General features: G+C 68.5%; 20 protein-coding genes. 10 read left to right on the top strand and 10 right to left on the bottom strand.

Features of this window, described 5'->3' with window-relative positions; all coding sequences use genetic code 11:
- The 8 genes from ACIQKA_RS22435 to ACIQKA_RS22400 all read right to left on the bottom strand — a co-directional run bounded on the left by ACIQKA_RS22435 (position 1) and on the right by ACIQKA_RS22400 (position 7740).
- Positions 1-780 (bottom strand): SDR family NAD(P)-dependent oxidoreductase, encoded by a 780-nt coding sequence (locus ACIQKA_RS22435; RefSeq protein WP_402542099.1) that lies wholly within the window; start codon positions 778-780, stop codon positions 1-3.
- Positions 777-1523 carry an SDR family NAD(P)-dependent oxidoreductase gene (locus ACIQKA_RS22430; protein WP_402542098.1) on the bottom strand — a complete coding sequence of 249 codons (747 nt, stop codon included), beginning with the start codon at positions 1521-1523 and terminating at the stop codon, positions 777-779. The genes ACIQKA_RS22435 and ACIQKA_RS22430 overlap by 4 nt, the downstream gene beginning before the upstream one ends.
- Positions 1520-2491: a fumarylacetoacetate hydrolase family protein gene (locus tag ACIQKA_RS22425; RefSeq protein ID WP_402542097.1), complete on the bottom strand. Its 972-nt coding sequence runs from the start codon at positions 2489-2491 to the stop codon at positions 1520-1522. The genes ACIQKA_RS22430 and ACIQKA_RS22425 overlap by 4 nt, the downstream gene beginning before the upstream one ends.
- 180 nt (positions 2492-2671) lie before the next feature.
- Entirely contained in the window at positions 2672-3613 is a 942-nt protein-coding gene (locus ACIQKA_RS22420) for a VOC family protein (RefSeq protein WP_402542095.1), read from the bottom strand.
- A gap of 11 nt (positions 3614-3624) precedes the next feature.
- A complete protein-coding gene (locus ACIQKA_RS22415) occupies positions 3625-4629 on the bottom strand; it encodes an amidohydrolase family protein (protein ID WP_402542094.1) in 1005 nt (334 codons plus the stop codon).
- The gene (locus ACIQKA_RS22410; RefSeq protein WP_402542092.1) at positions 4626-5756 is read right to left on the bottom strand and encodes an FAD-dependent oxidoreductase; all 1131 of its coding nucleotides are present in this window, start codon (positions 5754-5756) and stop codon (positions 4626-4628) included. The genes ACIQKA_RS22415 and ACIQKA_RS22410 overlap by 4 nt, the downstream gene beginning before the upstream one ends.
- Positions 5757-5794: 38 nt before the next feature.
- Positions 5795-6769, bottom strand: coding sequence for a cyclase family protein (locus tag ACIQKA_RS22405; protein WP_402542090.1), 975 nt, complete (start codon positions 6767-6769; stop codon positions 5795-5797).
- Positions 6748-7740: a fumarylacetoacetate hydrolase family protein gene (locus ACIQKA_RS22400; protein ID WP_402542088.1), complete on the bottom strand. Its 993-nt coding sequence runs from the start codon at positions 7738-7740 to the stop codon at positions 6748-6750. Before ACIQKA_RS22400 ends, ACIQKA_RS22405 begins: the two co-directional genes overlap by 22 nt.
- A 132-nt stretch (positions 7741-7872) precedes the next feature.
- Here ACIQKA_RS22400 and ACIQKA_RS22395 point away from each other — a divergent pair, with 132 nt between their 5' ends.
- On the top strand, positions 7873-8787 hold the full coding sequence (locus ACIQKA_RS22395; RefSeq protein WP_402542087.1) for a LysR family transcriptional regulator: 915 nt from the start codon (positions 7873-7875) through the stop codon (positions 8785-8787).
- Between the two features lie 233 nt (positions 8788-9020).
- Positions 9021-10244: an MFS transporter gene (locus ACIQKA_RS22390; RefSeq protein WP_402542086.1), complete on the top strand. Its 1224-nt coding sequence runs from the start codon at positions 9021-9023 to the stop codon at positions 10242-10244.
- 361 nt (positions 10245-10605) lie between these two features.
- On the opposite strand, the gene ACIQKA_RS22385 is transcribed toward ACIQKA_RS22390, so the two are convergent.
- On the bottom strand, positions 10606-11616 hold the full coding sequence (locus ACIQKA_RS22385) for a LacI family DNA-binding transcriptional regulator (protein ID WP_402542084.1): 1011 nt from the start codon (positions 11614-11616) through the stop codon (positions 10606-10608).
- A gap of 286 nt (positions 11617-11902) precedes the next feature.
- On the opposite strand from ACIQKA_RS22385, the gene ACIQKA_RS22380 reads away from it, so the two are divergent.
- The 7 genes from ACIQKA_RS22380 to ACIQKA_RS22350 all read left to right on the top strand — a co-directional run bounded on the left by ACIQKA_RS22380 (position 11903) and on the right by ACIQKA_RS22350 (position 22285).
- On the top strand, positions 11903-13213 hold the full coding sequence (locus ACIQKA_RS22380; RefSeq protein ID WP_402542082.1) for an ABC transporter substrate-binding protein: 1311 nt from the start codon (positions 11903-11905) through the stop codon (positions 13211-13213).
- 87 nt (positions 13214-13300) lie between these two features.
- Complete coding sequence (locus ACIQKA_RS22375) at positions 13301-14185, top strand: carbohydrate ABC transporter permease (protein WP_401573454.1); 885 nt, start codon at positions 13301-13303, stop codon at positions 14183-14185.
- 5 nt (positions 14186-14190) lie between these two features.
- Positions 14191-15093: a carbohydrate ABC transporter permease gene (locus tag ACIQKA_RS22370; protein ID WP_402542080.1), complete on the top strand. Its 903-nt coding sequence runs from the start codon at positions 14191-14193 to the stop codon at positions 15091-15093.
- Positions 15094-15141: 48 nt separating this feature from the next.
- On the top strand, positions 15142-17730 hold the full coding sequence (locus ACIQKA_RS22365; protein WP_402542078.1) for a family 78 glycoside hydrolase catalytic domain: 2589 nt from the start codon (positions 15142-15144) through the stop codon (positions 17728-17730).
- A gap of 574 nt (positions 17731-18304) precedes the next feature.
- On the top strand, positions 18305-20662 hold the full coding sequence (locus tag ACIQKA_RS22360; RefSeq protein ID WP_402542077.1) for a glycoside hydrolase family 3 protein: 2358 nt from the start codon (positions 18305-18307) through the stop codon (positions 20660-20662).
- 248 nt (positions 20663-20910) lie between these two features.
- Positions 20911-21936, top strand: coding sequence for an IS481 family transposase (locus ACIQKA_RS22355; RefSeq protein WP_402542075.1), 1026 nt, complete (start codon positions 20911-20913; stop codon positions 21934-21936).
- A gap of 49 nt (positions 21937-21985) precedes the next feature.
- Positions 21986-22285 (top strand): hypothetical protein, encoded by a 300-nt coding sequence (locus ACIQKA_RS22350; protein WP_386363675.1) that lies wholly within the window; start codon positions 21986-21988, stop codon positions 22283-22285.
- A 16-nt stretch (positions 22286-22301) separates the two neighbouring features.
- Here the strand turns inward: ACIQKA_RS22350 and ACIQKA_RS22345 are convergent, their stop codons facing one another.
- Positions 22302-23183 (bottom strand): IS5 family transposase, encoded by an 882-nt coding sequence (locus ACIQKA_RS22345; RefSeq protein WP_402542073.1) that lies wholly within the window; start codon positions 23181-23183, stop codon positions 22302-22304.
- A 197-nt stretch (positions 23184-23380) separates the two neighbouring features.
- On the opposite strand from ACIQKA_RS22345, the gene ACIQKA_RS22340 reads away from it, so the two are divergent.
- Positions 23381-23659: a hypothetical protein gene (locus ACIQKA_RS22340; RefSeq protein ID WP_402542071.1), complete on the top strand. Its 279-nt coding sequence runs from the start codon at positions 23381-23383 to the stop codon at positions 23657-23659.
- The last annotated feature ends 232 nt before the right edge of the window (positions 23660-23891 follow it).

Here is a 23891-nt window from a genome sequence, read left to right as displayed (position 1 = left end):
TCAGGTGAGGGGGCCCGGCAGCACGGCGGACCAGCCGCCGTCGACGACGAGGTGGGCGCCGCAGATGTAGGACGCTTCCTCGCAGGCGAGGAAGACCGCCGCCTGGGCGATGTCCTGGGGAGTACCGAGCCGGCCGAGGGGGATGTGCCGGGCGGCGTCGCGCAGAGGATGGGTATCCGCGAGCAGGTTGTCGCGTGAGCCCTCCGTGTCGATCAGCCCCGGGCTGATGCAGTTGGCACGGATGCCGTGCGCGGCGCCCTCCGCGGCGAGCTGACGGGTCAGGGCGATCACTCCTCCCTTTGCGGCGGAGTGAGCGGTGCGCTGGTTGGACCGCGAGGCCCTGATCCCGGCTGTCGAGCCGATGGTGATGATGCATCCGCCACTGCGGATCAGATGGGGCCATGCTGCGCGGGCGGTGAGCCACACCGAGTCCAGCTCTGAGCGCACAGTGATGCTGTAATCGTCATAGGACTGCTCGGCCACGGACCCGAACCGCACCGACCCGGCATTGGTGACGACGATGTCGATGCCGCCGAACGCCTCGGTCGCTTCTGCCACCCATGCCTCGACGGATTCGGGCCGGGTGACGTCCAGAGGGCCCGGAGTAAGGGCGGTGCCGCCCTCACGGCCGATCTGCCGCTGCGTCTGAACGGCCTCGTCGTGCAGGAGGTCGCCACCGACGACCAGGGCACCTTCGGCAGCGAACCGGAGAGCTGTGGCTTTACCCAGGCCGCGGGCGGTGCCCGAGACAAGGGCGACCTTTCCCTCCAGCCGCCTCACCGGCCTGTCCCCCCGAGCAGGGCGTCGGACACCGACTTCACTCCGCCGTGCGAGGTGAGGCCGCCGTCGACCGGGATCTCCGCGCCGGTGATGAACGACGATTCCGCGCAGAGCAGGAACACCACCAGAGGCGTCACCTCCTCCACCGTGCCCACACGGCCCAGAGGTGTCTCACGAATGTTCGACTCCCTAAAAGCGGGTGCGGCCGAGGCCGTCATCTCGGTCTCGATGAATCCGGGATGGATGGTGTTCACCCGGATCCCCCGCGGCCCGAGCTCCATGGCGGCGGTCTTCGACAGTCCGCGCAGCGCCCACTTGCTCGTGGTGTAGGCCACCGGATAGTGGGCGGTTAGCGCGGCCGAGGAGCCGACGTTGACGATGGAGGAGCCCGGAGGCATCAACGGGGCCAGGTGCTGCATGCCCAGGAGCGGACCGTTCACATTGACCGCGTGGACGCAGCTCATGTCCTTGGCGGTGACCTCCCCGAGCCGGGCCCGCCAGGCGATGCCGGCGTTGTTGACCAGACCGTGCACGGCCCCGTAGGTATTGCGCAGGAAGTCGGCCAGGTCCGCCCAGTCGTCGGCCAGGGTGACATCGAGCCGACGGATGCCCTCCTTGCCGTTCACGTCCGTGGCGATGACTGTCGCCCCTTCCTGCTGCAAGGCCTTCACCTCGGCGGCGCCCTGGCCACGACCAGCGCCCGTGACGACGACGACCTTTCCCGCCAGGCGCCCGCCGCTCACGGCCGCTCCCGGTTGCGGCGCCTGCCCTTGGGCAGGGCGACCGGCTCGGTGCCGGGAACCACGCGGGTGGTGAGCGACCCGATGGCCTGCACAGTCAGGGTGACGGTGTCGCCGGGCTTGAGAGGCGGCGGAACCTGCTGCCCGGAGCGGCCCCACAGCTCGGCGAGACAGCCGCCGTTGCCGCAGGTGCCCGAGCCCAGGACGTCGCCGGCCACGATCCGGGTGCCGCGTGAGGCGTAGGCGGTCATCTCCTCGAACGTCCAGCTCATGTTGGACAGCAGGTCGCTGCCGACCTTCTCGCCGTTTACCTCAGCGCTCAGGGCCAGCCGAAGGAAGCCATCGGCGTCGCGGTAGGGCTCCAGCTCATCGGCTGTGACCAGGTAGGGGCCCAGGGTGGTGGCGGTATCCTTGCCCTTGCACGGTCCGAGACCCACCTGCATTTCGGCGGACTGCAGATCCCGCGCGGACCAGTCGTTGAACACGGTGTAGCCGACGATGTGGTTCCGCGCCTGCTCCGGGGTCAGGTCCCGGCCCTCACGGCCGATGACGGCCGCCACCTCCAGCTCGAAGTCGAGCACAGACGAGCCCGGCGGCATGGGAACGTCATCATAGGGCCCGAAGACCGCGTGAGGGTTGGTGAAGTAGTAGGTGGGTGCCTCGTACCACTGGGCAGGCACTCCGGATTCGCCGCTGACGGAGCGGCGCACGCCCTCGACGTGCTCCTCGAAGGTGACGAAGTCCCTTACCGAGGAGGGCTGGAGCGGGGAGAGCAGCCGGACCTCGGAGACGTGCGATCCGGGCGGCACGTCCAGGGCCGCGGCGCCGGCGGCCAGGAGGCCCGGCAGGCCATCGGTGTCGCGGATCAGGTCCGTGAGCGAGGTGACCCCGGGCAGGGGGAACAGTGTGCCGTCGTCCTCGACGACGGCGACACGGTTTCGGTGCCGGTGGGTGTAGGCGGCGAAGCGCATGGTGCGGCTCCCAGGTGGAGAAATCGAGGCGGCACGGAACCGGGCCGTCCGGGACGGAGAGAAGGCCTGTTACCGGCCTTCTTCGGACGGCCTGGTCCCGTGGACCGGGGCCGGGAACACGGCGGTGGCAGTCAGGGCAAGACATGGTCCGCCGTGTCCCCGGGGATCGTGCGGCCGGGGCTAGACCGGCGGGGCGAGGAAGCAGCCGCGGTCGGGGTCGTTGAACGACTCCTTGGCGACGAGCTCGTTCATCGCATTAGCGGTGCCCCACTGGTCGGTGACCTCGGGCTGGGAGAAGTCGTAGACATGGGGGTGCCAGGTGTCCTCGTCGAGGTTCTCCAGCTCGGTGGTGTACTCGACGGTGTTGCCGTGCGGGTCGAGGAAGTAGGTGAAGGTGTTGTCCCCGGCCATGTGCCGGCCCGGCCCCCAGATCTTCGTGTGACCGGCCCGCAGGACCCGGCCCGAGCCGCGCATGTACTCGTCGATGCCGCGCATCTCGAAGGAGATGTGGTGCAGGGAGGTGTGCGGGCCCTTCGCCAGCGCCATGGAGTGGTGCTGGGAGCTGATCCGCATGAAGTGCATGACCTCACCCATGTGGGGCGAGCTGAGCGTGTCGGACAGCCGAAAGCCGAGGTGCTGCTCGTACCAGGCGCGGGTGCGCTCCAGGTCGGGGGAGTTGAGGACGACGTGCGACAGCTTGACCGGGATCGCCTCCTTCTCCTCGATCTTGCGGTGCCGGCGGACCTCGACGTCGGCGGAGACTTCGATGGTGCGGCCGTCGACGTCGAAGAACCGGAAGCCGTAGCCGCCGCCGGGGGTGTCGACGGTGCCGGGCTGTGAGATCAGCTGCACGCCGCCGGCCAGGAGTTGCTCGGCGAGGGTGTCCACGTCGGCCGCCGTGGCGGCGCCGTAGGAGACCAGGTCGAGGCGCTTCTCGTCGGCCTTGCGCAGCCGGACCACGTACTGCTCGGGGCTGCCTTCGGCGGCGAGGAAGGAGATGCCGGAGTCCTCCGCGACCTTGGTCAGCCCCCACACCCCGGCGTAGAAGTCGAGCTGCTTGTCGTAGTCGGGCACGGCGAGGTCGACATGCCGCAGATGGGTGAGCAGGCGGTTGTTCGTCATGGGATGCCTCCTCAGGCAGGGGAGAGGTTGAGCAGGGCGGCGGCGTTGGCGCCGCGGACGGCGTGGAAGTCGGCCTCGGACAGGCCGGCCGCGCGCAGCGCGCCGACAGGGTCGTCGGATCCCATGTCGAAGGGGAAGTCCGAGCCCAGCAGCACCCGGTCCGCCCCGGCCGCGTCCACCAGCGTCCGCAGCACGGCTGGGTCGTGCACAAGCGAGTCGAAGTACAGGCGCCGCAGGTAACTGCTGGGCAGCTCGGCGCAGCCGGCCGACGCGTCGGTCCGGGCCCGCCAGGCGTGGTCGCTGCGCCCGATGTGGGTCGGCAGATAGCCGCCTCCGTGAGCCGCGACGATCTTCAGTCCGGGGTGGCGGTCGAGGACGCCGGAGAAGATCAGGTGCGAGAGGGCGACGGCGTTCTCGGTGGGCTGGCCCACGGTGTTGGACAGATACCAGCGGTCCAGGCGCTCGTCGAGGGTGCAGCCGAACGGGTGCAGGAACACCACCGCCCCGGTCTCCTCGGCACGCGTCCACAGCGGCTCGTAGGACGGATCGGACAGCTCCCGGCCGGGGGCATGGCTGGAGATCTCCACGCCGGCCAGTCCCTGCTCCAGCGCATGGTCCAGTGCGGGCATGACCAGTTCGGGATGCTGCAGCGGAACCAGGCCCAGGCCCCTGAGCCGGTCGGGCGCGGCCGCACAGTGTGCGGCGGTCGCCTCGTTGGCCAGCCGGTAGACCTTCTCGGCCGTGTCGGCGTCCGCCCAGTAGTGGTAGTGCGACGGCGAGGGGCTGACGAGCTGCACGTCGACGCCCTGGGCGTCCATCCGGGCGAGCCGGACGGCGGGATCGGTCAGGGCCGGGATGCGGTCGCGGACCATAGGACCGCTGACCGCGAGCGCGTCGGGACCATTGCGGCGGGCGTCGAGCGCCTTGGCTTCGGCATGCCCGGCAAGCCCCGTGACGAGCGCCTCGATCTGCGGCACAAGGACGTGCGCGTGGACGTCCACGATCGGCGCGGTCACGGCAGCTCCCTGAGCATGGTCATGGTGCGGGCCATCAGCCCGGGAACATCGGCGTCGCGGACGCCGTCGAGCTGCCACTGGCCGATCTGGACCGAGCCCTCCACGACCGGACGGACCCGTGCGATCCGCCGCTCGTAGTAGGCCTGCAGCAGTTCGTCGTCCCAGACGTCCGTAGCAGTGAGCATCTGGGCCAGGACCCAGGAGTCCTCCAGGGACAGCGCCGCGCCCTGCGCCATCGTGGGCGGACAGCAGTGCGCTGCATCCCCCACCAGCACGACCCGGCCGCGATGCCAGGATCCTTCGACGAGCAGCCGGTCGAACCACGTGTAGTTGACCTTCGACGGGTCGGTGATCGTGGCGGTGATCTCCGGCCACGCCCCGCCATAGGCCGAGGAGAGACGGACCATCTCCTGGGCATAGGACTCGGGAGGTATGGAGGAGCGGTCGCGGTTCTTCTCCACGACGTACGCGTACAGCGTGGTGTCGCTGGTGGGACAGTAGCCGGCGATGAACGCCGGGCCGCCGTAGGCGAGGTCGGTGTGCTCGACCCCGACGGGCCGCGGGGCGGCGACGCGCCAGATGGCCATGCCGGTCGGTTCGGGCTTGTCGGTGATCCCGATCTGGGGCCGGGTGGCCGAGCCCAGTCCGTCGGCTGCGATCACCAGGTCATAGCGGTGTTCGCTGTCGTCGCTGAACCGGACCGAGACACCGGTGGCGTCCTGCTCCTGGACCGTGGCGGTCGTGCCCAGGCGGACGGACGCGCCACTGGCGCGGACGGCGTCGATCAGGATCTGCTGGAGCCGGGGCCGCTGCATGCCGACAGTAGCGGGAAGATCGTCACCGCCGGTGCGCAGGTCGCGCTGGACGTGCAGGACGGTGCCGTCGGGCGCGGTGATGCCGACGGACCCGAAAGGAAAGCCGCAGGCCTTCACCTCTTCCCAGACGCCGAGCTCGCGCAGGACGCGCAGGGCGTTGCCCTGCAGGGTGATACCGGAACCGGCAGTGGCGTTCCAGTCGTCCTTCGCCTCGACGAGGTCGACGTCGATCCCGGCGCGGCGCAGCAGGATCGTGGCGGCGTTGCCGGCCGCTCCGCCGCCGATGACCAGAACTCTGCGGGGTGTGCTCATGGGGAACTCCCTTGTTCCTCGGGCTGCGGGCCCCGGGACTACTTGACGGCGACGGGGTTGACGGGGGACCCGACGGCGCCGGTGATGGGCAGGGGGGCCGCGGTGAGCCAGAACTCGTACACGCCGTCGGCCGCACAGTCCTCGGCCAGGGTCTCCAGGTCCCACATCTCGCCGATCAGCAGCCCGATGTGCGGGATGACGACCTGGTGCAGGGGCTGGAAGGCGTGGTCGAACTCGTTGGGCCGCACCTCGAAACCCCAGGTGTCGGTCGCGATCGCAGCGATCTCGCTGCCGTGCAGCCAGGACGCCGTAGTGAACGACAGCCCCGGGGCCGCGCCTCCGGCGTAGTCGCCCCACCCCTCCCGGCGGACCCGGGCGAGCTGACCGGTACGCACCAGGACGATGTCACCGCGCCCGACAGTGACCCCGTGGGCCTCGGCGGCGGCCGTCAGGTGTTCCTCGGTGATCGCGAATCCGTCCGGCAGTTCGCCGTCCTCGCCGGCGGTGCGGCCGATGTCAAGGAGTACGGCGCGGCCGGCGACGTGGGGGGCCATGTGCTCGATGCCGGTGACCTGGTCGCCGTCGGAGGTGACGACCTGCTCGGCGGGCCGGCCGTTCCAGGCCTTGCCATGGTCGAAGATGTGGCCCAGTCCGTCCCACTGGGTGGAGCACTGCAACGGCATCGCGATCACGTCGTCGGCGCCGCCGATGCCGTGGGGAAGTCCCTGGTTGCCCAGAGCCGCATCCGTACCGGTGTCGAGCATGGTGTGGACGGGGTTGGTGCGCCGCCGCCAGCCCTTCTGCGGGCCGTTGATGTCGAAGCGCTGCGACAGCGAGAAGCTGACGCCGCGCCGGACGAGCGCGGCGCCTTCCCGGCGCTTGGACTCGTCGAGGAAATTCACGGTGCCCAGACGGTCGTCCTGGCCCCAGCGGCCCCAGTTGGAGCACTCCTTGGCGGCCTGGGCGATCGCGCCTTCGGGATCGGTGCGGTTCACGCTTCCTCCGCGAGACATCGGGTGCGCTGCGCGCCAAGGCCGGTGATGGAGGACTCCATGACATCGCCGTCGCGCAGCAGCCGGCCCCAGTGCATGCCGTTGCCCGCGGGCGAGCCGGTGAGCACGAGGTCACCGGGAAGCAGCTGCGCAGACTGGGAGGCGTAGGACACCATGCGCGCCACGTCGAAGATCATGTCCTTGGTCGACTCGTCCTGCATGACCTCGCCGTTCAGCTTCAAAGTCAGCTGCAGGTCGCCGGTGTCATCGACGGACTCGGCCGGCACGATCCACGGACCCAGCGGGGTGAAGCCGGGAGCGTTCTTGCTGCGCAGCCAGTCCGTTCCGATCTGCGGCATGTCCCGGCGGAACACCGTTGCCCGGTCGGTCAGGTCGTTGGCGATGGTGTAACCCGCCACGTACTCGAGGGCCTCGGCGGGGGATACCTGGTAGGCGGGCCGGCAGATCACCGCCGCGAGCTCCAGCTCCCAGTCCGGCTTCGCCGCCCAGGCGGGAAGCGTGACGTCGTCGTAGGGGCCGGTGAGGGAGCTGGGCAGACCGATGAAGACGTACGGGAGGTCCTCCGCGGCCCGCCGGTCCATGATCTCGGCCGCCTCGGCGCGCGCCTCTTCCTGCGAACGGCCGTCGGACGGATCCCGGTGTGCGACGTGCAGGTCAATGACGTGCTGGCGGTAGTTGGCACCAGACTGGAAGATCTGCCGGGGCTCGACGGGAGCCAGGACCCGGAAATCCGACAACGGGCGGCGGAAGTAGTCCTTGTCAGCCGCGAGGTCCCGCAGCCGCGGGAGCATGCTCTGCCACTGCTCCAGGATTCCCCGCATCGTCAGCGCCGGGTTGCCAAGAGCCACCCGCAGGTCGAGGACCTGCCCCTCCTGGTCGACGAGAGCGGGAAAGGCGGGGCCGTCAGCGGCCGAAAGGGTGCCGAGAGCGAAGGGCCCGACAAAGAGGCCGGAAGCGGATTCAGGTTTCACCTACATGTCCTCCTGATTGCGATGGGACTAATCTGGACCCGGCTCAAGCAATCAGGGAAATCGATTATATGGATCCCAGTCATCTACCTGATAAATAGCTGGTGGCTATCTAGCTTAGGAAGGGACTCCCACATGAACCTGGCCCGTCTGGACCTCAACCTCGTCGTCGCCCTCCGTGCCCTACTCGAAGAACGCAACGTCACCAAGGCCGGACAGCGAGTAGGACTCAGCCAACCCGCGATGAGTGCCGCCCTGGCCCGACTGCGCAGGCACTTCGGCGACGAACTCCTCTCCCGCGTCGGAAGCCAGTACGAGCTCACCGCCCTGGGCCAGGTCCTCCTGGACCGCACTGCCACCGCCTACGACGTCCTCGAACGCCTCTTCGCCAGTCAAGCGGCCTTCGACCCGACCACAGAGACCCGAGAGTTCCGCATCATCGCCTCCGACTACGCCGTCGACGTCTTCGGCATCGAACTCGCCCGGGTCATCCACGAGGAGGCCCCAGGCATCCGGCTGCGCTTCACCCGCACCCCCATCACCGTCGTCGATGACACTGCGAGCCTGCTCAGCGCCACCGACGGTCTGCTGATGCCGCACGGAGTCATCAGCGACTTCCCCGCCACCGACCTGTACGACGACCGGTGGGTCTTCGTCGTCTCCGAAGACCACCCCAGTGTCGAGGACCGTCTCACCCGCCAGGACCTCGCGAGACTGCCCTGGGTCACCTACCAGCGCACCTACGACGCCCCTGCCGTGCGCCAGCTAGGCATGCTCGGTATCGAACCGCGCGTCGAGGTCTCCGTAGACAGTTTCCACGCCCTGCCCGCCCTCGTCGCCGGCACCCGCCGCATCGCCCTCGTCCAGGCCCGCCTCGCCCGCCTGCTCGCCCCTCTGACCTCCGTGCGCGTGCTCGACCCGCCCTATGAGGCCGTCCCACTGCGCGAAGCCCTCTGGTGGCACCCGGTCCACACCCACGACGCCGCCCACATCTGGTTCCGGGAGACCGCGGCCAGAGTCGGCCGGCGCATCGCCGACGCCGATGCTTGATGCCCATCGGCACACCGCACAGACCCGGCATGACGCCGAAACCCCTGCTCAATCCCCATCCATCCGGTGGATCGAACCCATCGCGAACCCAGATGACGCAAGGGGTGGGCAGCACGTTCACCGGCACGCATAGTCGAGGACACCTCCGCTCCCGGTTCCGCCGCCGACCCGCACAAGCGGGCTACACCCGGCCGGGCGCCACCCTTTCCTCCCTCGCGCTCTGGAGTGCCGCCATGCCCGCACCCCTCGCCCCGCCGTCCCCCCGGCGTGAAGCGACCCCCACCGGACGTCCGCCTGCCGCCGTCCTCATGACCGGCAGCTGCCTGCCCGTTCTCGGGGCGGTACTCCTGGCCCCCGTACTGCCCCGCATGCAGGACCACTTCGACAACGTCCCCGGCAGCGCGGCCCTCGTCCCCCTCGTGCTGACCGTCCCCGCCCTCGCCCTCGCCCTGCTCGCCCCCTTCGCCGGCATGATCGTCGACAAACTCGGCCGCAAGCGCCTCCTCGTCGTCGCCACCGCCCTCTACGCCGTCTTCGGCACTGCACCCCTCTGGCTGGACTCCCTCCACGCCATCTTGATCAGCCGCATCCTCGTCGGTGTCACCGAAGCCGCCATCATGACCGCCTGTACCACCCTCATCGGCGACTATTACAGCGGCGAACTCCGCGACCGCTACCTCGCTCTGCAGACCATGTGCGCCTCCGCATCCGCCACCCTCTTCTTCGTCCTCGGAGGAGCACTCGGAGCCGCGAACTGGCGCGCCCCTTTCTGGCTCTACGCCGTCGGCCTGCTCATCGCGCCCGTCATGGCCCGCGTCCTGCCGGCCCCCCTCCCGCCGACGCAGGAGGGCACAACGGTGCCGCAGGAGACCCGACACCCCTTCCCCATACGCCGCATGGCGGGAATCTGCCTCCTCACCGTCTTCGGAGCCGTCGTCTTCTACACCGTTCCCGTCGAGATGGCCTACCTCCTGGACGACCTGGGCACCAACTCCACCGGCACCATCGGCGCCGTCACCGCCGTGGCCAGCGCCGCCACCGTCCTCGGTTCCATCCTCTTCACTCGCCTCGCCCCGCGGCTGCGCCCTTTGCCTGTGCTCCTCGCCCTGTGCGCGATCGGCTTCCTGCTCATGGGGCTCGCCGACGGCCTGCCTCTGCTGATCACCGGCGCCATCGTCAACTGCGTCGGCACCGGCATGCTGCTTCCGTCACTCGTGACACGGGCCATGGCCCGTCTCGACTTCGCCGACCGGGGCCGGGGCATGGGTCTTTGGACCGCGGCCTTCTTCCTCGGAGAATTCCTCTGCCCTCTTGCCCTGTTGGCAGGCAAGGAAGCGGTCGGTAGCCTCGCGGCCGCCGTCGCCGTCCTCGGCGCGGCAAGCGCCCTCGTCGCAGCTTCACTGCTGCCGGCCGCCCGCCGCACCGCGCAGCCAGGTGTACCGACCGGCGTCCAGTGATGAACAAGCACTGCAGTGAAGACGTGTCCCGGGCCGACCGCCTTTCTACGAGTCCGGGCACCAGGACCGCGTGAGCGTGGACCTGAGGACCCGTCCGGGCCGTCTGCTCGATGAGCAGACGGCCCAGACGCATGCCTTTTGCACCGACCGGACGAGATGCGGGCATCAGCGGTGTCTACTCGGCGGACGCGACGGCCTCGGCACCCCCTGCCGTGATGCCATTTCCGCGCCAGGCTGCGGAGCCTGGACGCTCCAGACCCTCAGAGGTCGTGACCGCTACCGGTCCTGCTGCTCGTACGACATCTCCCAGGCCCTTCCTGGGCCGCAGTGGCCGACCGCGTATGACGACAACCCGCCTCCATCAGGCGCGCGGCGCTCCTGTACTGCGCCGCACGACCAGCCGAGGGGTCATCATGGTCTGCATGGACCGGTCCCGCCGACCTTCGACCCGCTCGATCAGCATCTTCGCGGCCGCCGCCCCCATCGTCTGTCCGGCCTGGTCGACGCTGGTGAGCTGAACAGGAGCGAGCGAGGCGATCGCGGTGTTGTTGTAGCCCACGAGCGAAATGTCCTTAGGGATGGACAACCCCAGTTCGTCGGCGGCGCGGTAGATACCAAGGGCCGCGACGTCGGCGCCGGCCAGGATCGCCGTAGGCCGGTCGTTTCCCGAAAGCAGGGCGATACCGGCCGCACGGCCGCCTTCGTCGGTGTACGCGGCATGGTGCACACGTGCCCGGTCGGCGAGGCCATGGCGTTCCATCGCCCTCACATATCCCTCCGCCAGCACGACCTCCGGAGTCCGCTGCCAGCGACTGGTCCTACTGCCGGTTGCCGAGATCAGTGCGATGTCCCGGTGACCGAGCGAGACGAGATGGTCCACCACCAGCGCCGCGCCGAGATCGTCCGCGTCGACGACCGAGTCGTGTACCTCGGAGGTGTCGTGGTGACCGATGACCACCGTGGGCGTCACCGCCGCTGTCGACAAGACCTCCGCACGTGGGGTTGCGGGGGCGATGAGGACCAGGCCGTCCATCTGACGGTCCACCATCGAGCGGATCGTACGGGCCTGCTCGTCCGGGCCGAATCCTGCCGCGCCGATCAGAACCGTGTACTCACTGTCCTCCAGTTCCTGATGGATGCCGTCGAGGATGTCGGCGAAGAACGCGTTGCGGACGTTGTCGAGCAGAACGCCGATCGTGTACGTACGCCCGCGCATGCCACGAGCCGCGGCATGAGGGCGGTAGTCCAGCTCGGCCATCGCCGTTCTCACCCGGTCCTGCATGGCAGGGCTCACTCCGTAGGCGTTGCGCATGACCTTGGAGACGGCGGCGGTGGACACGCCGGCATGACGGGCGACATCGGTGATCGTCACCCGCTTGATGTTCCTGGGCGAACTATCCGGAGCCATACGAGCCCCCGCCTCCTTACAGTTAGTGCAACGTTCTACATGCTGAGCCTTCGGGTGATCCCGTTATTCGGCCAGGCGGCACTGATGTTACGCGTCTGTGTCTTGACGGCGCCAGAGGGATGGCGTCATGGTGTTGCCAGTTCCGATGGAGAACGTTCTACATACTCCGTCTTCGCGCGGCCGGTCTTTTCCGCCGCCCTTCGCGCCCGCTGAGCGCCTCTTCTCCTCTCACGATCCCTGGGAGTCTCCAGTGCCCCACCGCACGATCCGCGCCCGCCGCCTGATCCTCGCCTCGGCCGGCGCCATGTCCTTGGCCGTTCTCGCCACCGCCTGCGGCGGCAGCGGCGGTGGCGCCTCCGCGGCGCCCAAGGACTTCAAGTACCTCAGCGTCACCGAGAACACGACCACGCGGACGGCACTGACCACGCTTTCCACCAGCACCTGTAAGACGGAGAACACCGCCCTGCCGCTGAAGGTCGAGACCGTCCCGCAGGCGCAGCTCGATCAGAAGCTGCAGCTGCTCGCCGGTCAGGACGCCCTGCCCTCCCAGTTCGCCGCCGGCAACGCCCCCGCGCTCACCAAGCAGCTCGAGAAGTCCGGGAAGATCGCCGACCTCCAGCTCGAACTCGCGCGCAACGGTGTCGCCGATCAGATCGAGCCGGCCGCCGTCTCCACGATCAAGGCCCTGTACGGCGGCAAGCTCATGGCGCTGCCGTACGAGTACAACATCGAGGGAATCTTCTACAACAAGAAGCTCTTCCAGGAGAACGGCATTGCCGTCCCCGGCACGTGGGACGAGCTGCTGGCGGCCGCGGACAAGCTGAACGCCAAGGGCGTCCAGCCGTTCTCCGCCTCCGGCGCCCAGGGCTGGCCGCTCACCCGCCTCATCAGCGGCTACCTCTACCGCAGCCTCGGTCCCGACGCCCTGGAGAAGATCGACGGCGGCGCGGCCAAGCTGACCGACCCCCAGTACGTCAAGGCCGCCGAAGAGATCGCCGCGCTCGGCAAGAAGGGCTACTTCGGCAAGGGCGTCGGCTCCATCGACTACGACACCGCGATGAACCAGTTCCTCACCGGCAAGTCCGGCATGTTCTACATGGGCAGCTGGGCCCTGGCCAACATCTCCGACCCCAAGCAGAACAAGGTCGGCGTCGAGAACGTCGGCTTCATGCCCTTCCCCGCCGTCAAGGGCGGAGCCGGCTCGATCGACCAGTACCCCTCGAACATCGGCCTGGCCATCACCCTCGGCTCGAAGAACTTCGACAAGAAGACCGGCGCCTGGGTCAGCTGCATCGCCAAGAACTACGGCAGCACCGCCCTGAAGGACCACGGCACCATCTCGGGCTTCAAGGTCAACACGCCGGTCAAGGACGCCAACGAGATCACCGGCACCGTCCGCAAGACCATCAGCTCCTCCAAGCAGAACGTCCTCTGGTTCGAGGCGCTCTTCAGCACCAAGGCAACCACGATCAGCAACACCACCGCCCCCGGCCTCGTCAACGGCAGCGTTAGCCCGCAGCAGTTCATGGAGACCGTCCAGGCCGCGCTCAGCACCGAGTAACCCCTGTGCGACGGGCGGCCGCCAGTCCAAGGCGGCCGCCCGCCACCGCTTGGCCAGCCCTTCACAGAAACGAAGTGGACACCACTGATGCACCGCGTACTCGGTGACCGCAGGGCGATCTTGATCCTGCTCGGTCCCGCACTCCTCATCTACACCCTGATCATGCTCGTACCGATGGTGTGGTCGCTCGGGTACTCCTTCACCAAGGGCAACTCCATCGAGGGCTTCACCGGGAACGGCCTGGACAACTTCACCCGGCTCCTCGACGACCCGGCCGTCCACGACGCCCTGTGGTTCACCCTGAAGTACGCGGTCATCGTCACCGCCGGCCAGGTCATCGCCGGTTACCTTCTGGCCCTGCTCTACGTCTTCTTCCTCAAGAAGGCCTCCGGTCTCATCCGCACCCTGGCCTTCTTCCCGGTCATCCTGCCCACTGTCGCCGTCGGCCTGCTCTTCCAGAAGCTCTTCCAGGTCGCGCCCCAGCCCGGTCCCGTCAACTCCCTGCTCAACGCCTTCGGCCTGGAGTCCGTCGACTTCTTCGGCAACGCCGGCAGCGCCTTCTGGGTCCTGATCATCATGGACATCTGGCGCTCGATGGGCTTCTACGCCGTGCTGCTGTTCGCCGGGCTCGTCGACATCCCCGACGAGGTCCTCGAGTCCGCCCGCCTCGACGGCGCCTCCGGCCTGCGGCTGATCCGGCACATCGTCCTGCCGCTCTCGCTGCCCGTTCTCATGTCCTCCCTGATCTTCAGCATCAACGGGACCCTGAAGGTCTTCGACTCCGTCGTCGCCCTCACCAACGGCGGGCCCGGCAACGGCACCACCCCGCTGACCCTGTACATGTTCCAGTCGTCGTTCACCTACAGCGAGTACGGCTACGGAAGCACCATTGCGCTGCTCCTCACCGTCGTCTGTCTCCTGGTGAGCCTGGCGGTCTACCGCGTCTCGCGGCGCGACAACACGGAGAGCTGAACGCCATGGCCATCGACACCCTGCCGAAGACCACCAGCAGCGGCCACAAGCGACCCAAGCAGCCACCGCTCCGCGCAGCACGCAAGGCCGGCGGCCGACTGTGGATCCGGCTCGCCGTCGCCGTCCTCCTGGTCGTCGAGGTCTACCCGCTGATCTGGATGTTCCTGACCTCACTGAAGTCCAACAGCGACTACCTCAACAACTCCACCTGGAGCCTGCCCACCACATGGGAATGGGGCAACTACGCCGAGGCGTGGACCACCGGAAACATCGGGCTCTACGTCAAAAACAGCCTCCTGGCCGTCGTCCCAGCCCTCGCTCTCATCCTCCTGCTGGGCACCGCAGCCGGCTTCGCCCTGCAGATCATGGTCTGGAAGGGACGCAGTCTCACCCTCCTCGTCTTCCTCGCGGGCATGATGATCCCCCCGCAGATGATCCTGCTGCCCCTGTTCACCGTCTACTTCCAGGCCGGCCTGTCCGGGACCCTGTGGCCGCTCATCCTCACCTACACCGGCACCGGCCTGCCCCTGACCGTCTTCATGATGGCCACCTACTACAGAACCGTCCCGCGCGAACTCTTCGAAGCCGCCACCCTCGACGGCGCCGGCATCCTGCGAGCCTTCTGGACCATCAGCGTCCCCATGGTCCGCAACGCCCTCCTCACCGTCGGCCTGGTGCAGTTCTTCTTCATCTGGAACGACCTGCTGATCGCCCTCACCTTCACCAACAGCCAAGACCTGCGCACCATCCAGGTCGGACTGCTGAACTTCACCGGCGACTTCGGCGCCACCCAGTACGGCCCGCTCTTCGCAGCGATCTGTATCAACGTCTTCGGCACCCTCGTGATCTACCTCTTTCTCAACCAGAAGGTCATGAAGGGCCTCACCTCGGGAGCGGTCAAGGGCTGAACACCCGCCCACCGCCCCAGCTCCCGAGCACACGAAAGGCCCCTTCCCTTGCAGCCCCACCCGCCCTCCCCGGTGCGCTTCGAGCACCTCACGGACGGCCTCGGCATCGGCACCGGCATTCCCCGACTGTCCTGGACCCCCGCCGCCGAAGCCGGTGACCAGCACGCCTATGAAGTCGAAGTCGAACGCCAGGGCCGCAGCCGACGCACCGGCCGTGTCACCGGCTCCGACCACGTCCTTGTCGCCTGGCCCGCCGAACCGCTCACCTCCCGCGAACGCGCCCTCGTCCGCGTCCGCACCTGGTCGGCAAGCAACAGCGAGCCATCCGCATGGAGCGAGCCCAGCATCGTCGAAACCGGCCTGCTCACACCCACCGACTGGTCCGCGCTGCCCGTCGGCGCGGCCTGGGAGGAAGACCCCGCAGCGGAACGCCGCCCTGCCCGCGTGCGCAAACACTTCCAAGCCGACGCCAAGCCGATCCATCGCGCCCGGCTCTACATCACCGCCCACGGTCTGTACGAAGCCGAGATCAACGGCACCCGCGTCGGCGACGAGGCCCTCGCCCCCGGCTGGACCGTCTACCCCCACCGGCTGCGCTACCGCACCCACGACGTCACCGCCCTCCTCACCCCCGGCGCCAACACCATCGGCGCCTGGCTGGGAGACGGCTGGTACCGCGGCAAGTACGGCTTCGACGGCGGCACCCGCAACATCTACGGCACCGACCAGTCCCTCATCGCGCAGCTGGAGATCACCTACATCGACGGCACCACCACCGTCATCGCCACCGACCACACCTGGCACGCAGCCCCCAGCCCCATCCTGACCAGCGGTCTGTACGAGGGCGAGACCTTCGATGCCCGCCTCGACGACCCCGGATGGAGCTCCCCAGCCGCCTCGCCGGACGGCTGGGCCCTCGTGCGCACCGGCACCCGCGACCCCCGCACGCTCGTCGCACCCGACGGGCCCCCGGTCCGCTGCACCCAGGAGATCCTTCCGGTCTCGGTCACCCGCACCCCCGACGGCCGCCACCTGCTCGACTTCGGACAGAACCTCGTGGGCCGTCTGCGCATCACCGCCGACGGTCCCGCCGGCACCCCCCTCACCCTCCGGCACGCCGAGGTGCTCCAGGACGGTGAACTCGCCACCCGCCCCCTGCGTGAGGCGTACTCCACCGACACGCTGATCCTGCCCGGCACCGGCCCCTACACCTGGGAGCCTCGCTTCACCCTGCACGGCTTCCGGTACGCCGAGATCACCGGATGGCCCGGCGAGCTCGACCCGCAGGCCGTCACCGCACGCGTCCACCACACGGACATGCGCCGCACCGGCTGGTTCGAATGCAGCGACCCGCTGGTCAACCGCCTACACGAGAACGTCCTGTGGAGCATGCGCGGCAACTTCGTCGACATCCCCACCGACTGCCCCCAGCGCGACGAACGCCTCGGTTGGACCGGCGACATCCAGGTCTTCGCCCCCACCGCCAGCTTCCTCTACGACTGCGCCGGCATGCTCGACTCCTGGCTCACCGACGTCGGGCTCGAACAGCTCCCGGACGGCACCATCCCCTGGTATGTCCCCGTCATCCCCGGCGAACCGATGTGGACCCCCATCCAGCCCGGAGCCGCCTGGGGCGACGTCGCCACCCTCACCCCCTGGACCCTCTACCAGCGCTTCGGAGACCTCGAGCTCCTGCGCCGCCACTACCCCATGGGCAAGGCATGGGTCGACCTCGTCGAAAAACTCGCCGGTCCCGACCGCCTGTGGGACACCGGCTTCCAGCTCGGCGACTGGCTCGACCCCACCGCTCCGCCGGACGACCCTGCTGCAGGCCGCACCGACCGCCACCTCGTCGCCACCGGCTACTTCGCCCACTCCGCACGCCACCTCGCCCGCGCCGCCCGCGTACTGGGCCACACCAGCGACGCCGACCGCTACGACACGCTTGCCGACGAGATCACCACGGCCTTCCGGAGCCGGTACGTCCGCCCCGGCGGCCGCATGACGAGTGACAGCCCCACCGCGTACGCCCTCGCGATCGTCTTCGACCTTCTGGACACCAGCCGGCGCCAGGCCGCCGGCGACCGCCTCGCCGAGCTGGTGAACCAGGACGGCGCCCGCATCGCCACCGGCTTCGTCGGCACCCCCCTCATCTGCGACGCGCTGACCGACACCGGCCACCTCTACACCGCCTACCGCCTGCTCCTGCAGACCGACTGCCCCTCCTGGCTCTACACCGTCACCATGGGCGCCACCACGATCTGGGAACGCTGGGACAGCCTCCGCCCCGACGGCACCCTCAATCCCGGCGGAATGACCTCGTTCAACCACTACGCCCTCGGGGCCGTCGCGGACTGGCTCCACCGGGTCGTCGGAGGCATCGAGGTCACCGCCCCCGGCGCCCGGACTCTCACCTTCCGGCCTCGCCCAGGCGGCGGCATCACCTGGGCCCGCACACGCCACGAGACACCCCACGGAACAACCGAACTGTTCTGGGAGACCACCGGCGCCGGCATTAAGGCAAAGATCACCGTGCCACCGAACTGCACAGCCGTCGTCCAACTACCCGGGTGCGAACCCAGCAGACTCACCCCAGGCACACACACCCTCCACTCCACCGACACCGCCTCAAAATAGCTACGGATATCTGAAGCTACCGAAAGTGCCCGGCACGCTTTTCATCCATGCCGGGCACGCATGCATGTCACGGAAATACGCCAGCATCATCGATGCGATGGATGAGAGCCATCGAATATCTGTATAGCAAACCACAGAATGCCCGGAAGATTAATCCTCCGGCTCTTCGATCGCCTTTATGGAACGTGCGTCGATGCAGGTCAGAGCCTGCAACCTAAATTGAATTAGTTCGATGGGTTGACCCGACGTGTTCACGGTCATAGCTTTTCGGATTGCGTGAGGTGTCGAGATCCAAGCACCTGAAAACCTGGAGGTTCTCGTGGGACTCGGGAAGACCCCCAGGAGTCGCTGAATACCCCGGAATGCTCCCCTGCAGCCGGGCATGCAGCAGTCGATTCTGCGGGCACCGCCCGCCACCCCCACCGTCCGGAGAGTCGCCGTGAACCGACGTGCCTTCTTGTCTGCCGCCATCGTCACAGCAGCAGTCGCCACCATGACCCCTGGAGCCACCATTCAGGCAATAGCCGCTACCGACCCCCGCGTCTTCGACCGTGCTGACGCCGTTCTCGCGCGGATGACCGCCGCGGAGAAGGAAGCGCTCGTCCGCTGCGACTTCGCCGCCCTCACCCACCTCGGCATCCCCGCGCTGACCATGGTCGACGCCTCTGCCGGCCTGCGCGGCGAACAGAACGTCACCGCCTTCCCCGTCCCCCTCGCGCAGGCCGCAGCCTTCGACGAGAACCTGGCCCGCCGCATCGGCACCGCCATCGGCACCGAAGGACGCGCCAAGGGCTACAACACCCTCCTCGGCCCCACCATCGACCTCACCCGCACCTGGCACTTCGGCAGGCAAGCCGAAAGCCTCGGCGAGGACCCACTGCTCGCCGGACGGCTCGGAGCCGCCCTCACCACCGGCATGCAAAGCCGTCAGATCACCGCCACTGTCAAGCACTTCGCCGCCTACACGCAGGAAGTGAACCGCTTCTTCACGGACACCCTGGTGTCCGACCGGGCCTTGCACGAGACCTACCAAAAGCCCTTCCGTCACGTGATCGCCGCAGCCCCCACCACCTCGGTGATGATGGCCTACCCCAAGATCAACGGAACCTTCGCCACCGAGAACCCAGCCCTCTTCGACGACGTCAAGAACCGCCTCGGTCTCCAGGGCTACACCGTCCCCGACTTCTGGGCTGGTGCCGACCAGGTCACCGCCGCCAAGGCCGGCATGGACCTCGCCGGTCTCGGACCCGGCGGAGTGAAGCTGGCACCCGGCGCACTCACCAACGGCTCCATTCCAGCCGCCCGCCTCAACGACGCCGCCCGCCGCATCCTCATCACCATGTTCGCCAACGGCCTCGTCGACAACCCCCTCCCCACCCCGGCCCAGAACGCCAGCACCACCGAGCACAAGAACCTCGCCCACGAAGCCGCACTCGCCTCCACCGTCCTGCTCACCAACCGCTCCGCAGCCCTCCCCCTGCCCGCCAAACTCAAGTCACTCGCGGTCATCGGCCCCGCCGACGCCGACGCCCTCACCGGCGTCGCCGGCTCCACCTACGTCGACCCCGGCACCTGGACCACCCCCCTCCAGGCCATCAAGGCCCGCGCCGGCAGCACCGTCACCGTCACCCACGCCCAGGGCACCACCGGCGACATCCCCCTGACCACCGTTCCCGCCACCGTCCTGCGCACTACCAGCGGAACCGCCGGCCTCACCGGCCGCTACTACGCCTCCGCCCAGCCCACCGGCACCCCGGTCGCCACCCGCACCGACAGCGTCATCGACTTCACCAGCGCCCCGATCGAGAGCCTCCCCACAGTCTGGTCCGCGACCTGGTCCGGCACTCTGACCCCGACCCACACCGGCCTGCACCGTTTCTCCCTCCTGCCCGCCGGCACCGCCACCCTCAAGATCAACGGCGTCACCGTCGTCTCCGGCTCCCGAGGCACCCGCCGCTTCTTCCTCGGCACCTACGACTACCCCCTCCAGGGCACCATCGAGCTCACCGCCGGCCAGACCGCCACCATCGAGCTCACCTACAACAACGCCATCGCCGACCCGGACCCCATGGGCCGGAGCACCTGTGGACTCACTCTCGGCTGGCAGCCTGTCTCTCTCATCCCGGCCGCCGTTCAGGCCGCCCGCGCCGCCGAAGCCGCCGTCGTCTTCGTCAACCGCATGGCCGGCGAGGCCATGGACCACGAGCAGCTCACCCTCCCCGCGGACCAGAACCAGCTCATCACCGCCGTCGCCGCCGTCAACCCCCGTACCATCGTCGTCCTGAACACCGACGGTCCGGTTGCGATGCCCTGGCTCGACGACGTCGAAGCCGTCGTACAAGCCTGGTACGGCGGCTGCGGCATGGGCACCGCGCTCGCCGCCGTCCTTTTCGGTGACAACGACCCCTCCGGCCGCCTCCCCGTCACCTTCCCCGTGAGCACCGCTCAGGGCCCCGGCGCCACGACCGAGACCTATCCCGGCAAGAACGCCACCGTCTCCTACGACGAGGGCATCGCCATCGGCTACCGCTACTACGACACCAAGGGACAACAGCCCCTCTTCCCCTTCGGGCACGGTCTGTCCTACACCAGCTTCGCCCACGGTTCCTCCGAAGCTGCTTACAACGCCACCACGAAGACAGTCGCCCTCTCCGTCACCGTCACCAACAGCGGCAACCGCCAGGGCACCGACGTTGTCCAGATCTACGCCACGCTTCCGGCCGCGGCGACAGCCGAACCACGTCGCCTCGTTGCCTTCCGCAAGCTCACCCTCGCTCCCGGAGCTAGTCAGCGCATCACTCTCACTATTCCGGCTGACGATCTCACCATCTGGAACGCCGGCACCTGGACCCTCGTCCCCGGTCTCTACACCTTCGCCACCGCCCGCAACTCCCGCACCATAACCGCGCAGCGGACAGTCACCATCAACTGATGAAACTCATCGGCCCCGGTGCCGTAAACGACAAACCGTCGGCCGCCGCATGTCGTCCAAGAGCCTGGACACCTCAGGCCAGGCTCTCGGACCTCATCCTCGCGGTTCGGTGTTCTTTGCCCATCTGAGGCCAGCATCCACACGCGAGCTTTGACCGGGTCCCCTGCCCTGGCCGCTGCTCCTGCCTAGGTGTATTGATCACGAGCGTTGTTAACGCCGGCTGGTCTTGATCATGGCGAAGACCTCCGGTGTGGTGGAGGTGTCTAGGCTTCACCGCACACGGAGGTCTTCGTGTCCACCGTAACGCCCGGTTGACCGTCCACGGCAGGCGGATCCTGGTCGAACGCGTCCTGTCCGGCCGACCGGTCGCGCACGTGGCCGCCGAGATGGGCATATCCCGTCCCACCGCCCACAAATGGGTCCGCCGCTGGCGGGCCGAGGGCGAGGCGGGCCTCGCCGACCGTTCCAGCCGGCCCCGAACGACCCCGCTCCGGACCTCCGCCGTGGTCGAGGCACAGGTCTGCCGACTGCGGACCGACCGCAAGCTCGGCCCGGCCAGGATCGGTCCGATCCTGGGCATGCCCGCCTCGACCGTGCACCGCATCCTGGTCCGGCACGGCCTGAACCGGCTGGCCTGGCTCGACCGGCCCACCGGCGAGCCGATCCGCCGCTACGAACGCGCCAGGCCCGGCGAGCTGGTCCACGTCGACATCAAGAAGCTCGGCAACATCCCCGACGGCGGCGGCTGGCGGACCGTCGGCAGGACCGCAGGCGACCGCAACCGCCAGGCCACCACGACCGAGCGCAAGAGCTGCACGCCGGTGATCGGCTACAGCTATATCCACTCGGCCGTCGACGACCACTCCCGCCTGGCCTACAGCGAGGTCCTGCCCGACGAACGCCAGCACACCGCGATCGCCTTCTGGCAGCGGGCGAACGCGTTCTTCCAGGCTCACGGCATCACCGTCGAACGGGTGCTGACCGACAACGGCTCCTGCTACAAGTCCAAGCTGTTCACCCAGACCCTCATCGCGGCCGGCATCGCCCACAAGAAGATCCGGCCCTACCGTCCGCAGACCAACGGCAAGGTCGAACGCTTCAACCGCACCCTCCTGGACGAGTGGGCCTACCTGCGGCCCTACACCTCGAACACCGAGCGGACAGTGGCCCTGACAGACTTCCTGCACACCTACAACCACCACCGCTGCCACACCGCACTCGACGGACACCCGCCCATCAGCCGCGTCAACAACGCTGCAGGTCAATACACCTAGGGCCTGTCCGATGAGTCATTGCCGGTGTGCCTGAGTGAAGATGACGCCCATGGCCAGCGAACCCGTGCAGATCCCGATCGATCAACTTCGTCGCGCTTTGTACGTGGCGCTACGGCACATTGAAGCGTCAGCCGGGCCCACCGTGACGCTCAGGGAAGACCTCTTCTGGTCTGTCCCGGTCGACGAGCTCTACGACGTCGGCAGCGAACCCCGGGCCCTCACGATCGGACAGCTCTCGGAGTCATGGCAGCATCTTGAGGATCTGCTGGCTCACCAGGACCAAGCTGTGGGTCACCACTTGGTGTGGCTTGCCGACGTGATCCGGGCGATCGGCCAAGACGTTCCCTGACAGGGCTGCTGGCGGGTCACGAGCGGAGCCACAGCCGGAGCGATGCGACGGTCACCGTTCCATGGAAGACGTAGGCGCGCTTGTCGAAACGGGTGGCTACGGCCCGAAAGCACTTGAGTGCATTGAACGTCCGCTCTACTTCGTTGCGGCGTTTGTAGATCGACTTGTCAAAGCCAGCGGGCCGACCGCCGGCGCTACCACGGCGCTGGCGATTGGCTCGCTGATCCCTACGCTCGGGAATGGTGTGCTTGATCTGCCGCCGCCGCAGATAGCGGCGGTTCTGGCGGGATGAGTACGCCTTGTCGCCGCCGACGTGATCAGGGCGTGTGCGTGGACGGCCGCCGCCGGCACGTGGGACACGGATGCGTTCGAGGGTCGGGATCATCTGTGGAGCATCACCCCACTGGCCTGGCGTTATCAGGAAGGCGAGAGGTCTGCGGCCGCCCTCTCCAGCTAGGTGGATCTTGCAGGTCAACCCGCCCCGAGAGCGGCCCAAAGCCTCATCGGAACGATGCTCAACAGGCTGACCCGGTCGCCTCGGGAGCCGCGGCGCTTCGGCACGGGCACCGGCGGCGTGCTGGTGGGCACGGCAGGAGGTCGAGTCCACACTGACCATGCTCCAGTCGATCCGTCCGTCCGCATCGGCATCGGCCTGGACAGCCCGCAGGATCTTCTCCCATGTGCCATCCCCCGACCAGCGCCGATGCCTGTCGTGCACCGTCTTCCATTTCCCGAACCGCGCTGGAAGATCACGCCATAGAATCCCGGTTCGCTGACGGAAGAGAATTCCGTTGATCACCCTGCGATGACTCTTCCAGCGCCCGCCCCGACCTACGTTCGTCGGTAGATGCGGCTCTAACCGAGCCCACTCCTGATCCGACAGATCACCTCGCCCCACACCTGTCCGAACGATTCTCCGGATGGACGGGTCACCCGACCCATCGGACAGGCCCTAATGCTGTGACCTGGCCGGGTTGAGCGGGTCAGGCCGCGGCCGGTCGCCGACTTGGACCGGGGTGCCGGGGCAGGATTCAGGTCCACCGCCACCGGGCCCTTGCCTGCGCCGCGACGGGCTCTCCTTTCCGTGGGCTCTCTATGGTGCTGGCGCTGTCGGACGAGGAGATTCTGACCCGTTACCGGGCCGGGCAGTCCGCGACCGCGATCGGCCGCGCGGCGGGCGTGGACTGCCGCACCATCCTGCGCCGCATCCCCGAAGCCGAACGCCGCACTCACCTCCAGGCCCAGCGGCTGAACCGGCCGGCCCCCGACGTCGACGCGGACACGATCCGCGCGCTACGCGCCCGCGGCCTGACCTGGGAGGCGATCGGCACTGAGGTCGGGCTGTCGGTGAAGACGGTCCGCGCCCGCGCGTGAACATCGTGCCTCGCCGACTCCTGCTTCGGCCGTGCCGCGGCACGATTCCCGTTCACGCTTCGCGCCGTGGGGGGGGGCCGGGGGGGGGCGGGGGGGGGGGGGGCGCCGGGCGGGGGGGGGGGGGGGGGGGGGGGGGGGGGTTGGGGGGGGGGGGGGGGGGGGGGGGGGGGGCGGGGGGCGCCCACCGGCGCGCGTACGGGACGGGCCTCGGGCCCGTGTCCGCCGCGGCGGG

Source organism: Streptomyces sp. NPDC092045, from assembly GCF_044756005.1.
In the GTDB taxonomy this organism is placed as follows: Bacteria; Actinomycetota; Actinomycetes; order Streptomycetales; family Streptomycetaceae; genus Streptomyces.
Note: the sequence above shows the minus strand (reverse complement) of the source record. Positions and strands in the feature narration are given on the sequence as shown.

Coding starts and splice junctions, on each gene's coding strand:
- ACIQKA_RS22390 (WP_402542086.1), top strand. CDS start 9,021: ATGCCCGCACCCCTCGCCCCGCCGTCCCCCCGGCGTGAAGCGACCCCC.
- ACIQKA_RS22420 (WP_402542095.1), bottom strand. CDS start 3,613: ATGACGAACAACCGCCTGCTCACCCATCTGCGGCATGTCGACCTCGCC.
- ACIQKA_RS22405 (WP_402542090.1), bottom strand. CDS start 6,769: ATGTCTCGCGGAGGAAGCGTGAACCGCACCGATCCCGAAGGCGCGATC.
- ACIQKA_RS22395 (WP_402542087.1), top strand. CDS start 7,873: ATGAACCTGGCCCGTCTGGACCTCAACCTCGTCGTCGCCCTCCGTGCC.
- ACIQKA_RS22375 (WP_401573454.1), top strand. CDS start 13,301: ATGCACCGCGTACTCGGTGACCGCAGGGCGATCTTGATCCTGCTCGGT.
- ACIQKA_RS22410 (WP_402542092.1), bottom strand. CDS start 5,756: ATGAGCACACCCCGCAGAGTTCTGGTCATCGGCGGCGGAGCGGCCGGC.
- ACIQKA_RS22340 (WP_402542071.1), top strand. CDS start 23,381: ATGGTGCTGGCGCTGTCGGACGAGGAGATTCTGACCCGTTACCGGGCC.
- ACIQKA_RS22360 (WP_402542077.1), top strand. CDS start 18,305: ATGACCGCCGCGGAGAAGGAAGCGCTCGTCCGCTGCGACTTCGCCGCC.
- ACIQKA_RS22350 (WP_386363675.1), top strand. CDS start 21,986: ATGGCCAGCGAACCCGTGCAGATCCCGATCGATCAACTTCGTCGCGCT.
- ACIQKA_RS22425 (WP_402542097.1), bottom strand. CDS start 2,491: ATGCGCTTCGCCGCCTACACCCACCGGCACCGAAACCGTGTCGCCGTC.
- ACIQKA_RS22370 (WP_402542080.1), top strand. CDS start 14,191: ATGGCCATCGACACCCTGCCGAAGACCACCAGCAGCGGCCACAAGCGA.